The following is an 11,636-nucleotide window of genomic DNA, read 5'->3' as shown; positions in this document are numbered from 1 at the left end:
GGAACACCTGATGTTCCACGGCACCACATCCACCCGCAGGGCTATTCGCAGGAGCTGGCGGCGATCGGCGGGGTCGAGAACGCCTTCACCACCGCCGACTACACCGCCTACTACCAGTCCGTGGCCAAGCAGAACCTGCCGCTGGTGATGCGCTACGAGGCCGACCGGATGCAGAACCTGGTGCTCGAGGAGAAGCGGGTCAACGCCGAGCGCGACGTGGTGCTGGAGGAGCGGCGGATGCGGATCGAGAACGAGCCGTCGTCGCGCCTGGGCGAGGTGATGAACGCCGTGCTCTATCTCAACCACCCGTACCGCGCGCCGGTGATAGGCTGGCCGTCGGAGATCGAGGCGCTGAACCGCGAGACCGCGCTGGCCTTCTATGACCGCTTCTACACCCCGAACAACGCCACGGTGATCATTGCCGGCGACGTCGACCCCGCCGCGGTGAAGGCGCAGGCCGAGGAGATCTACGGGCCGGTCAAGCGCCGGGCCGACCCGCCGCCGCGCGTGCGCCCGAAGGAGCCCGAGCCGATCGCCCCGCGCCGGCTGGAGCTGACCGATGCCCGCGCCGGCCAGCCCTATCTGCGCCGCAACTATCTGGCGCCGTCGGTGGTGACCGCGGCGCCGGGCGAGGCGGCGGCGCTGCAGGTGTTGTCGGCTGTGCTGAGCGGCGAGACCGGGCGGCTGTACCGCGCCCTGGTGACCGGGCAGGGCAAGGCCGCCATGGCCGGCGCCGGCTACGACCCGGACGCGCTCGACTACAGCCCCTTCGCCGTCTACGCCGTGCCGCGCGGCGATGTCACCCTGCCGGATCTCGAGGCGGCGATGGATGCGGTGCTGGCCGAGGTGCGCGACCAGCCGGTGCCGGAGGAGGAGCTGGCGCGCGCCAAGCGCCGCCTGCTGGCCGGCGCCATCTACGGCCAGGACGATCCGGGCGCGCTGGCCCGGGCCTTCGGCGAGGCGGCGGCGCTGGGCCGCAGCGTCGGCGACGTGCAGGACTGGCCCGGCACCATCGCTGCGGTGAAGGCCGCCGATGTGCAGAAGGCCGCGCAGACTTATCTGCAGCCGCAGCGCTCCGTCACCGGATATCTGACCCGGCCGGCGGATGCGACCCAGGCCAAGCAGCCCTGACCGCGCGAGGACACCGATGAACGCGATGCTTTCCCCGCTGCGCGCCGCCCTCGCCGGGGCTGGCCTGCTGCTCGCCGCCGCCACCCTGCCCGCCGCCGCCACCACGATCGACCGCGTGGTCAGCCCCGGCGGCATCGAGGCCTGGCTGGTCGAGGACCACACCGTGCCGGCCGTCACCGTCTCCTTCTCCTTCGACGGCGGCGCCGCCCAGGACCCGGAGGGCAAGGCCGGCCTGGCCTCGCTGCTCAGCGAGATGCTGACCGAGGGCGCCGGGCCCTATGATGCGCCCGGCTTCAAGGCCGCCCTGGCCGACCGCTCGATCCAGCTCGGCTTCTCCACCTCGCAGGACTACAATGGCGGCCGGCTGAAGACGCTGACCACCGAGCGCGACGCCGCCTTCGAGCTGCTGCGCCTGGCCCTGGCCGAGCCGAAGCTGGCGCAGGGCGACCTGGACCGGATCAAGGCCGGCCGCCTGGCCGAGCTGAACTTCCAGGAGAATGACCCCGGCACCATCGCCGACGACCGCTGGTCCGCCGCCGCCTTCCCCGGCCATCCCTACGGCCGGCCGTCGATCGGCACCAAGGAGAGCGTCGCCGCCATCGGCACCGCCGACCTGCAGGAGCTGCGGCGCCGGATGTTCGCTCGCGACGGGCTGCGCCTGGCCGTGGTCGGCGACATCGACGCCGCCACGCTGGGGCCGGCGCTGGACCGCGTCTTCGGCGGCCTGCCGGCGAAGGGCGAGCTGATTCCGGTGCCGGACATCGTCCCCGCCGCCACCGGCACCGCGACGGTGCCGATGGCGGTGTCGCAAGCGTCGATCCAGCTCGGCTTCCCCTCGCCGCGGCGCGACGACCCGGACTATTTCCCGGCGATCGTGATGAACCACATCCTTGGCGGATCGACCTTCACCTCACGGCTGTACCGCGCGGTGCGCGAGCAGCGCGGCCTGGCCTATTCGGTCGACAGCAACACCCTGCAGTTCCAGCACGCCGGCCTGCTGCTGATCACCGCCGGCACCCGGGCCGACAAGGCGGGGGAGAGCCTGTCGGTGATCCAGGACGAGATCGCGCGGCTGGCCAAGGACGGCCCGACCGACCAGGAGGTGGCGGAGGCGAAGAGTTACCTGGTCGGCAGCTACCCGCTGGGCTTCGCCTCGCATGACGCGCTGGCGTCCTACGTCCTGTCGCTGCAGCTCGCCGGCCGCGGCCGCGACTTCATCGACAAGTATCCCGGCCTGATCGAGGCGGTGACCCCGGCCCAGGTGAAGGCGGTGGCCGCCCGGGTGCTGCAGGTCAAGGACCCGACCGCGGTGGTGGCCGGGACGCCGGCGAGCTAGAGCTAGTTGCCTCTCCCGCGTCCGGCGGGAGAGGCAATGCGCGAAGATGCGCGACATCCGGCCCGGCCTATGCGGCCTGTGCCTTCCGCGCCCGGCCGGGCAGGGTCATGGCGGCGACGCCGATCACCACCAGGACCAGCCCGTACAGCGCGGTCGGCGCCGGCGTCTCGCCCAGGGCCAGGACGCCGATGGCCACGCCGACCGGCACCCGCAGATAGGCCTGCGCCATGGTGGCAACCGAGCCGAGCGAGGCGATCAGCCGGAAATAGAGCACGAAGGCGAGGGCGGTGGAGACCACGGCCAGCCCGGCCAGCGCGCCGAGCGAGGCGGCGGAGGGCGCCAGCGTCCAGGGCCGGTCCAGCACCAGGCTCAGCGGGATCAGCATGGCGGCGCCGGACAGCATCGACCCGGCGGCCGGCACCATCGGGTCCAGCCCCTTGAAGTTGCGGCCGAAGATGGCGGCGATGCCGTAGCACACGGTGGCCGCCACGATCGCCAGCTGCGGCAGCATCTGCCGGCCGGCGCCGGACAGGGCGTCGAGGCCGATCACCAGGGTGATGCCGGCGACCCCGGCGGCGACGCCGAACAGCTTGCGGCCGCTCACCGCCTCATGCCGGGTGATCGCCCAGGTGAACAGGAAGGTGAAGATCGGCGAGGTCGAGTTCAGGATCGCCGCCAGCCCGGCATCCACCTCGGTCTCGGCCCAGGCGATCATGACGAAGGGGATGGTGCTGTTGACCAGCGCCTGCACCGCGAACAGCCGCCAGGTGCGGCCGTCCGCCGGCATGCGGATGCCGCGCAGCCGCAGCACCAGCAGCAGGATGCCGCCGGCGATCAGGGTGCGCGCCGCGATCAGCGTCACCGGCGGGATGGTGGCGACGCCGAGCTTGATGAAGCTGTAGGACGCGCCCCAGACGGTGGCCAGCAGCGCCAGCAGCAGATAGTCGGTGACCGGCGGGCGATGGGCGGACATGGGAGGCTCCTCGATGGGTGCCCCGACCATGCCCGGCGCGCGGGCCCTTGTCGCGCGCGGACGCTGCGGCCTCCGTCGAAATATCGTGGGGTGAGGATCGCCTCCTCCAACTGTCATGCCCGGGCTTGACCCGGGCATCCAGGGAATGTCGATGCCGCTCGGGCGGCTCCTGGATTGCCGGGTCAAGCCCGGCAATGACAGGAAAGGGAAAGCGGAGGAGCAGACCTCCGTCGGCTGCTCAATCGTCCAGCAGCGCCGCCAGCTTCATGCCCACGCTCAGCGAGCCGTTGGCTTTGATCTTGCCGGTCATGTAGGCCATGGTCGGGCTCAGCGACCCGTCGACCATCCGCCGCAGTGTCTCCGCCTTCATCGTCAGGGTCACGTCGGCCGGGGCGTCGCCGATCGACACCGCGGGTGCGGGGCCGGTGCCGTCGAGCACGATGAAGCCGTCGGCGCCGAGGTCGAACTTGACGCGGGCGTCGAGCGCGGGGCCGCCGGCAGCGCGGCCGCGCACGGCTTCGGCGAGAGCGTCGAGCGACATGGGCAAAAGGTCCTTTCTGTCCGCGAAACGGTCGATCAGGCGGCGGCGCGCTCGGCCCGGGCGATGAAGCCGCCGCCGAGCACGCGGTCGCCGTCATAAAGCACGGCGGCCTGTCCCGGCGCCACCCCGTGCTGCGGCGCATGCAGCTCCAGCACCGCCTCTCCCGCGCCGGTCAGCCGCACCGTCGCCGGCACCGGCGACTGGGCGGAGCGCAGCTTGGCCTCGACCATCCGTCCCTCCGGGCCCGGCGCCCGGTCCAGCCAGTTCAGCTCGGTCAGGGCGACGCTGTGCCGCGCCAGCGCCGACCAGGGGCCGACGATGACGCGGCGCGCCTCGGGGTCGAGCCGGACGACGTAGAGCGGGTCGTCGTTGGACTTGCGGCCGCCGATGCCCAGGCCCTTCCGCTGGCCGATGGTGTAGTGGACGATGCCCTGGTGCCGGCCCAGCACGGTGCCGTCGAGATGCACGATCTCGCCGGGGCCGACCGCGCCGGGGCGCAGCCGCGCCACCACCTCGCCATAGCGGCCCTCGGGCACGAAGCAGATGTCCTGGCTGTCCGGCTTGTCGGCCACGACCAGCCCCAGCCGCGCCGCCTCGGCCCGGGTCTCGGCCTTGCTGTTGCCGCCCAGCGGGAAGCGCAGGAAGGCCAGCTGCTCGGGCGTGGTCGCGAACAGGAAGTAGCTCTGGTCCTTGGCCGGGTCGACGGCGCGGTGCAGCTCCGGCCCCTGCGGGCCTTCGACCCGACGGACATAGTGCCCGGTCGCGAGGCAGTCGGCGCCGAGGTCGCGCGCGGTCTCCATCAGGTCGCGGAACTTGACCTTCTGGTTGCAGCGGATGCAGGGGATCGGAGTCTCGCCGCGCAGGTAGCTGTCGGCGAAATCATCCATCACCGCCTGGCCGAAGCGGCTCTCGTAATCCAGCACGTAATGCGGGAAGCCGATGCGGTCGGCCACGGTGCGGGCGTCGTAGATGTCGGCCCCGGCGCAGCAGGCGCCCTTCCGCTGGATGGCGATGCCGTGGTCGTAGAGCTGCAGCGTGATGCCGACCACGTCGTAGCCCTGCTCGGCAAGCTGGGCCGCGACGACGGAGCTGTCCACGCCGCCGGACATGGCGACCACGACCCGCGTCGCGGCCGGGGGCTTGTCGAAACCGAGTGAATTCATGGCGGGCAGAATATAGGGGCGGAGCGGCGCCGGGAAAACCGGCGGATGATCGGGGCGGCCATGCTGGCCTGTTGTCGGACATAACGCTGGATGCGTACACTCCTCTCAACCATAGGAGGATCGTCCCGGAATGTTTCGCCCCAACCGGCTGAAGGAACGGCTGCGCCGCGGCGACCAGCTGTTCGGCGCCTGGGTCGGCAGCGGCTCGCCCACCGTGGCGGAGATCATGGCCCATGCCGGCTTCGACTTCGTCATCCTGGACACCGAGCACGGGCCCGGCGGCATCGACGACACCATCGGCCTGCTGCGCGCGGTGCAGGCCTCCGACACCCCGGCGGTGGTGCGGGTGCCGGCGCATGATCCGGTCTGGCTGAAGCGGGTGCTGGATGCCGGCGCCGACAGCCTGATGGTGCCGATGATCGAGAGCGCGGCCGAGGCCGAGGCGCTGGTCCGCGCCTGCCGCTACCCGCCGGCCGGCCGCCGCGGCTATGCCGCCGGCGCGGTGCGCGCCTCGACCTATGGCTTCGAGCCGGACTACATGCGCAAGGCCAACGACAACCTGCTGCTGCTGGCCCAGATCGAATCCAAGGACGCGGTGCCCGAGGCGGCGGCGATCGCCAGGGTCGACGGCATCGACATGGTGTTCATCGGCGTCAACGACCTCGGCGGCTCGATCGGTCTCCTGGAGCAGCTGCACGACCCGCGGGTACAGGATCTGGTGAAGCAGATCGAGGACGCGGTGCGGCCCACCGGCACGCCGCTCGGCACCGTGCCGAGCTCCGCCTCCACCTGGGCCGAGCTGTTCGACCGTGGCTACCGGATGGTCACCGGCGGCGGCGACGTGCCCTATCTGCGCCAGGCGGCCTCGGATTCGGTGGCCGCGTATAAGGCCTATCGCGAAGGCGCGGGAAAGGGGACCAAGGGCGGCGGCTACTGAACGGCGCGCTGCGCTGAACCCGGCATCAAGACCGGGACGTACCAGATCGATTCCAAACAGAAGGGGGAAACCATGCTCAAGACCGTGATCGCCGGCCTGGCCGGCGTCGTGCTGGCCGCCGTGGCGGCACCCGCCGCCCAGGCCGAATGGCCGGAGCGGCCGATCACCTACATCGTGCCCTGGGCGGCCGGCGGTGGCACCGACGCCGTCTCCCGCATCCTCGCCTCCTTCCTGGAGAAGGAGCTGGGGCAGCCGGTCAATGTCGTGAACCGCACCGGCGGCAGCGGCGTGGTCGGCCACACCGCGATCGCGACCGCCGCGGCCGACGGCTACACCATCGGCACGCTGACGGTCGAGATCAACATGATGCACTGGCAGGGCCTGACCGACCTGACCTGGGAGAGCTACACGCCGCTGGCCCTGGTCAACGCCGATCCGGCGGCGGTCGAGGTGGCGGCCGACTCGCCGCATGCCGACGTCAAGGCGCTGCTGGAGGCGATCAAGGCCAATCCCGGCAAGTTCAAGGCCTCCGGCACGGGCCAGGGCGGCATCTGGCACCTGGCGCTGGCCGGCATGCTGCGCGACGCCGGGCTGGACCCCGCGGCGGTGACCTGGGTGCCCAGCCAGGGGGCGGCGCCGGGGCTGCAGGACCTGGTCGCCGGCGGCGTCGACCTGACCCCGGTGTCGCTGCCGGAGGCGCGCTCGTTGATCGACGCCGGCAAGGTCAAGGCGCTGGCGATCATGGATGCGGAGCCGAGCGCCCTCTACCCGAACGTGCCGACGCTGAAGAGCGTGACCGGCAGCGGCTGGACCATGGGCGCCTGGCGCGGCGTCGGCGGGCCCAAGGGCATGCCGGAGGACGTGTCGAAGAAGCTGACCGAGACCATCGGTCGGATCGTCCAGAGCGCCGAGTACCAGGAGATGGTCAAGTCCCGCGGCTTCGGCACCAAGGTGGCGCTGGGCGACGAGTTCGCGGCCTATATGAAGGCCTCGAACGACGCGCTCGGCGAGGTGATGAAGGCCACCGGCCTCGCCAAGCAGTAGCCATCCCGTGCGCTTCAACGATGCGTTCTTCGGTGCCGTCCTGCTGCTGGCCGGCATCGCCATCGCCTGGGCCGCGGCCGGGCATCCGCCCATGCCGGGCCAGGCCTTCGGGGCGGGGTCGTTCCCGCTCGTCATCGGAGTGGCGCTGGCGGTCACCGCCCTGCCGCTGATCCTGTCCGGGCTGCGCCAGCGCAGCCCGGCGCTCAGCCTCGGCGACTGGGCGCGGTCGCCGCGCTGCTGGCGCGACCTGGCCCTGACCCTCGCGGCGCCGGCCATCTATATCGTGGCGGCCGACACCATCGGCTTCGTGCCGGTGACCTTCGCGATCCTGCTGGTGCTGGCGGCGACGCTTGGCGCCCGGCTGGCGACGGCGGCGGTTTTCGCCGCGGTGATGGCCGTCGGCCTCTATCTCGGCTTCGCCCAGGGGCTGCGCGTGCCGCTGCCCCGCGGCTGGCTGGGCCTGCTCCTGGGATGATGCGATGACCGATCTGCTGCTGGCCTTCGAACTGGTCCTCGACCCCTATGTCCTGGCGGTGATCGCCGGCTCCGCCGTCTATGGCATGCTGGTCGGCGCCATCCCGGGGCTGACCGCGACCATGGCAACCGCGCTGCTGATTCCGGTCACCTTCTTCATGCCGCCGATCCCGGCCGTGGCGGCGATCGTCACCGCCACGGCGATGGCGATCTTCTCCGGCGACATTCCGGGCTGCCTGCTGCGCATGCCCGGCACCCCGGCCTCGGCCGCCTATACCGACGAAGCCTATGCCATGACCCGCAAAGGACAGGCGGAGACGGCGCTCGGCTCCGGGCTGTTCTTCTCCGCGCTCGGCGGGCTGTTCGGCACGGCGGTGCTGATCGTGGCAGCGCCGGCCCTGGCCGATTTCGCGCTGAACTTCAGCTCCTTCGAGTATTTCTGGCTGGTGCTGCTGGGCCTGTCCTGCGCCGTCTTCATCTCCGGCGCCCGGGTGACGAAGGGCATCGCGGCGCTGCTGCTGGGCCTGTTCATCTCCTGCATCGGGCTGCAGAACCCGGCCGGGGTGCCGCGCTTCACCTTCGGCAGCGTCGACCTGATGGGCGGCATCAACGCCATCAACGTCATGGTCGGCCTGTTCGCGGTCTCGGAGGTGATGCGCGCCGTCCTGGCCGTGCGCCAGCCGGTCGAGGTGGCGCGCCAGCCGACGGGCAACGTGCTGGCCGGCCAGCTGAAGCTGCTCTTCACCTATCCGAAGAGCTTCCTGCGCGGCAGCGTGCTGGGCACGGTGATCGGCATCCTTCCGGGCGCCGGGGCGGACATCGCCGCCTGGATGTCCTATGCCGTGTCCAAGCGCTTCTCGAAGACGCCGGAGAAGTTCGGCACCGGCCATGTCGAGGGCATCATCGAAAGCGGCTCGGCCAACAACTCGGCCCTGGCCGGCGCCTGGGTGCCGGCGCTGGTCTTCGGCATCCCCGGGGATTCGATCACCGCGATCGCCATCGGCGTCCTGTACCTGAAGGGACTGAACCCGGGGCCGACGCTGTTCCTCGAGCAGGCGCCGCAGATGTACGCCATCTTCCTGATCTTCATTCTGGCGAACATCGTGATGATCCCGCTGGGCCTCGCCACCATCCGGGCGGCCCGGCAGATCCTGCTGCTGCCGCGCAGCCTGCTGAGCCCGCTGATCCTGATGTTCTGCATCGTCGGCGCCTTCGCCATCGAGAACTCGCTGCTCGGCGTGCTGGTGATCCTGGTGTTCGGCGTGATCGGCTTCGTCATGGAGGAGAACGGCTTCCCGGTGGCGCCGCTGATCCTGGGCCTGATCCTCGGGCCGATGCTCGAGGACCATTTCTTCACCTCGATGATCAAGGCCGACGGCAGCCTGCTGGCCTTCTTCGAGCGGCCGATCGCCGGCACGCTCGGGGTGCTGGCGGTGGCGATCTGGGCGCTGGTCCTGCTGGCCGGGCTGCGGCGGTCGCTGCGGCCGCGGCCCGCCTGATCCTACTTCAGCGCTCCCGCCGTCAACCCGCTGACGATCCGGCGCTGCAGCAGGGCGAAGACGATCAGGATCGGCGTCACATAGATCGCGGCATAGGTCATGATCCCGCCCCAGTCATTGGTGTTCGGGCCCATGAAGGAGGACAGGCCGACCGTCGCGGTCTGCAGGGTCTCCGCCGCGATCAGCGACCGCGAATAGACGTATTCGCCGAAGGACTGCAGGAAGATCAGCACCGACACCACCAGGATGCCGTTGCGGGCGAGGGGGATCATGATCCGCAGGAAGGCGCCGATGCGCGAGGCGCCGTCCACCCGCGCCGCATCCTCCAGCTCGCGCGGCACCTGCAGGAAGGTCGACCGGCACAGCACGATGTAGAGCGGCAGCACCTTGGCGGTCTGGGCCAGCACCACGGCGGCGCGCGGCGTCTCCAAGAGGCCGACCTGGCTGAAGGCGACGAAGATCGGCGTGACCATCAGCGACGGCGGCAGCACCTGCAGCATCAGCACCAGGAACAGCGCCACCGCGGTCCAGGCGTTGCGGTGCCGCGACAGGGCATAGGCGGCGCCGGTGCCGATCAGCGTCGCGACCACCGTGGTGCCGACCGCGATCAGCAGCGAGTTCCACAGGTACCGGTCCATCGCATGCTCGGCGAAGATCCGGCCGAACTGCCATTGCGGGTCGGTCGGCCAGAAGCTCGGCGGGAAGGCGAAGATCTCGCTGCTGGACTTCAGGGCCGTGACATACATCCAGTACAGGGGGAACAGGTAGATCGCGGCGAACACCAGCGCCAGGCCGAGCAGGATAAAGGGCTTCGCCGGCTTCATGGCTCGACTCCCTCGAGCTTGCGGAGCGTACAAAAAAGTTGTACGCTTCTGCATCGATGATCAAATCCTTCGCCAACGCCCGGACCGAGAAGATCGCCCGGGGCATCGCGGTGAAGGGCGTTCCGGCCGACAGCCTCCGCCGCGCCGTGGCGAAGCTGTTCCTGCTCGACACCGTGACCCGGCTCGACGATCTGCGCGTGCCGCCCGGCAACCGGCTGGAGGCCCTGAAGGGAGATCGCAAGGGCCAGCACTCGATCCGGGTCAACGACCAGTTCCGGATCTGCTTCGTCTGGCGCGACGGCGACGCCTACGACGTCGAGTTCGTCGATTATCACTGAGGACCGTTCACCATGCCGCGCGACATTCCGCTGCCCCATCCGGGGGAGATCCTGAAGGAGGAGTTCCTCGATCCCATGGGTCTGTCCGTCTATGCGCTGGCCAGGGCGATCGGCGTGCCGCGCAGCCGGATCAACGAGATCTGCCACGGCCGACAGGGCATCACCGCCAACATCGCCCTGCGGCTCGGCCGCTTCTTCGGCGTGGACCCGCAGTGGTTCATGAATATGCAGTCGAAATGGGACCTGGAGACGACGAGGGATCGGCTGGCCGACACGCTGGCCGCGATCGAGCCGCACACCGACAAGGCGGCGTGACAGGCGTGTCATGCCGCGTGCTCCCGTTCGGTCGACCGGACATAGAGCGCCGCGACCAGGATCACCACGGCGATCATCAGCACGGCGACGACGCTGCCGGCCGAGATCTCATAGGTCTCGAACGACATCTGCCAGGACCAGTACTGGGCGACGTTCGACGCGTTGGCCGGGCCGCCCTTGGTCAGCGCCGCGATCAGGTCGAACTGCTGCAGCGTGAAGATGATGCCCAGCGACACCACCGCGCCGAGCGTCGACCGCATCATCGGCAGGGTGATGTGCAGGAAGCGCCGGCCGGCGCGGGCGCCGTCGATCTCCGCCGCCTCGTACAGGTCGCGCGGGATCGCCGCTAGGCCGACCGACAGCAGGATCATGTTGAACGGGATGCCCAGCCAGATATTGGCGATGATCACCGCGAACAGGGCGACGTCCGGGTCCGACAGCCAGAAGATCTTGCCGCCGGTCAGGTGCAGGCTGGTCAGGGCGTAGTTCAGCACGCCGAAATCGCCGGCGAGGATCCATTTCCAGATCGCGCCGACCACCAGCGCCGGCATGATCCAGCCGGCCAGGAACACGCCGCGGATATAGGTCGCGCCGGGGAAGGGCTGCTGGAAGAACAGCGCCAAGCCGAAGCCGATGCCCAGCTGGAAGGTGATCGACAGCACCACGAACAGCACGGTGTTCTTCAGGATCTGCAGTGCCTCCGGCCGCGAGAACACGTCGCGGTAATTGTCGAGCCCGGCGAAGGGCCGGTCGAAGGATGCCAGCGAGAACATGTCGACCTGCTGCAGCGACATCACCAGCGTGTAGACCAGCGGGAAGGCGGCGAAGACCAGCAGGTAGCCGACCGCGCACAGCACCAGCGCCACGTCGAACCCGCTGCCGTCCCGCAGGGTGCGGAGCAGGGGGATGCGGGCGAGGGTGGGACGGGCCTTTTGGGTCCCCCCTCCCCTCGCGGGAGGGGGGTAGGGGGAGGGGGCTCGCGCCGCTGGAGCTGTCGGCTGGAAATTGACCGAACGATCGGTCATCGATTGGTCGGTTCGGGTGCTCGTCATCGACAACCC

Annotated in this window: 13 protein-coding genes; 8 read left to right on the top strand and 5 right to left on the bottom strand. The window is 70.2% G+C overall.

Annotation, left to right across the window (positions count from 1 at the left end; translation table 11 throughout):
- A partial coding sequence (locus P409_RS13915) for a M16 family metallopeptidase (protein ID WP_052120591.1) occupies positions 1–1,131 on the top strand: 1,131 nt, incomplete at its 5' end.
- 16 nt (positions 1,132–1,147) lie between these two features.
- Complete coding sequence (locus tag P409_RS13910) at positions 1,148–2,467, top strand: M16 family metallopeptidase (protein WP_034837451.1); 1,320 nt, start codon at positions 1,148–1,150, stop codon at positions 2,465–2,467.
- Between the two features lie 67 nt (positions 2,468–2,534).
- Here P409_RS13910 and P409_RS13905 read toward each other — a convergent pair whose 3' ends face one another.
- The 3 genes from P409_RS13905 to mnmA form a co-directional block, all read right to left on the bottom strand.
- Positions 2,535–3,440, bottom strand: coding sequence for a DMT family transporter (locus tag P409_RS13905; protein WP_034837448.1), 906 nt, complete (start codon positions 3,438–3,440; stop codon positions 2,535–2,537).
- 238 nt (positions 3,441–3,678) lie between these two features.
- The gene (locus P409_RS13900) at positions 3,679–3,981 is read right to left on the bottom strand and encodes an SCP2 sterol-binding domain-containing protein (protein WP_034837443.1); all 303 of its coding nucleotides are present in this window, start codon (positions 3,979–3,981) and stop codon (positions 3,679–3,681) included.
- A gap of 35 nt (positions 3,982–4,016) precedes the next feature.
- Positions 4,017–5,144: a tRNA 2-thiouridine(34) synthase MnmA gene (gene mnmA / locus P409_RS13895; protein ID WP_052120590.1), complete on the bottom strand. Its 1,128-nt coding sequence runs from the start codon at positions 5,142–5,144 to the stop codon at positions 4,017–4,019.
- A 130-nt stretch (positions 5,145–5,274) separates the two neighbouring features.
- Here mnmA and P409_RS13890 point away from each other — a divergent pair, with 130 nt between their 5' ends.
- From P409_RS13890 to P409_RS13875, 4 genes are all read left to right on the top strand, one after another.
- Entirely contained in the window at positions 5,275–6,081 is an 807-nt protein-coding gene (locus tag P409_RS13890) for an HpcH/HpaI aldolase family protein (RefSeq protein WP_034837435.1), read from the top strand.
- Between the two features lie 72 nt (positions 6,082–6,153).
- Positions 6,154–7,125 carry a tripartite tricarboxylate transporter substrate binding protein gene (locus P409_RS13885; protein WP_034837431.1) on the top strand — a complete coding sequence of 324 codons (972 nt, stop codon included), beginning with the start codon at positions 6,154–6,156 and terminating at the stop codon, positions 7,123–7,125.
- Positions 7,126–7,132: 7 nt separating this feature from the next.
- On the top strand, positions 7,133–7,600 hold the full coding sequence (locus tag P409_RS13880; RefSeq protein ID WP_052120589.1) for a tripartite tricarboxylate transporter TctB family protein: 468 nt from the start codon (positions 7,133–7,135) through the stop codon (positions 7,598–7,600).
- Positions 7,601–7,604: 4 nt separating this feature from the next.
- Positions 7,605–9,098 carry a tripartite tricarboxylate transporter permease gene (locus tag P409_RS13875; RefSeq protein ID WP_034837427.1) on the top strand — a complete coding sequence of 498 codons (1,494 nt, stop codon included), beginning with the start codon at positions 7,605–7,607 and terminating at the stop codon, positions 9,096–9,098.
- A gap of 2 nt (positions 9,099–9,100) precedes the next feature.
- Here the strand turns inward: P409_RS13875 and P409_RS13870 are convergent, their stop codons facing one another.
- A complete protein-coding gene (locus P409_RS13870) occupies positions 9,101–9,922 on the bottom strand; it encodes a carbohydrate ABC transporter permease (protein ID WP_034837424.1) in 822 nt (273 codons plus the stop codon).
- Between the two features lie 56 nt (positions 9,923–9,978).
- Between P409_RS13870 and P409_RS13865 the strand changes: the two genes are divergently transcribed.
- Positions 9,979–10,260 (top strand): type II toxin-antitoxin system RelE/ParE family toxin, encoded by a 282-nt coding sequence (locus P409_RS13865; RefSeq protein ID WP_034837421.1) that lies wholly within the window; start codon positions 9,979–9,981, stop codon positions 10,258–10,260.
- Positions 10,261–10,272: 12 nt separating this feature from the next.
- A complete protein-coding gene (locus P409_RS13860; protein ID WP_034837419.1) occupies positions 10,273–10,575 on the top strand; it encodes a HigA family addiction module antitoxin in 303 nt (100 codons plus the stop codon).
- A gap of 8 nt (positions 10,576–10,583) precedes the next feature.
- On the opposite strand, the gene P409_RS13855 is transcribed toward P409_RS13860, so the two are convergent.
- The gene (locus P409_RS13855; RefSeq protein WP_202964663.1) at positions 10,584–11,441 is read right to left on the bottom strand and encodes a carbohydrate ABC transporter permease; all 858 of its coding nucleotides are present in this window, start codon (positions 11,439–11,441) and stop codon (positions 10,584–10,586) included.
- Positions 11,442–11,636: the final 195 nt, after the last annotated feature.

It is taken from the genome of Inquilinus limosus MP06 (assembly GCF_000767795.1).
In the GTDB taxonomy this organism is placed as follows: Bacteria; Pseudomonadota; Alphaproteobacteria; order DSM-16000; family Inquilinaceae; genus Inquilinus; species Inquilinus limosus_E.
Note: the sequence above shows the minus strand (reverse complement) of the source record. Positions and strands in the feature narration are given on the sequence as shown.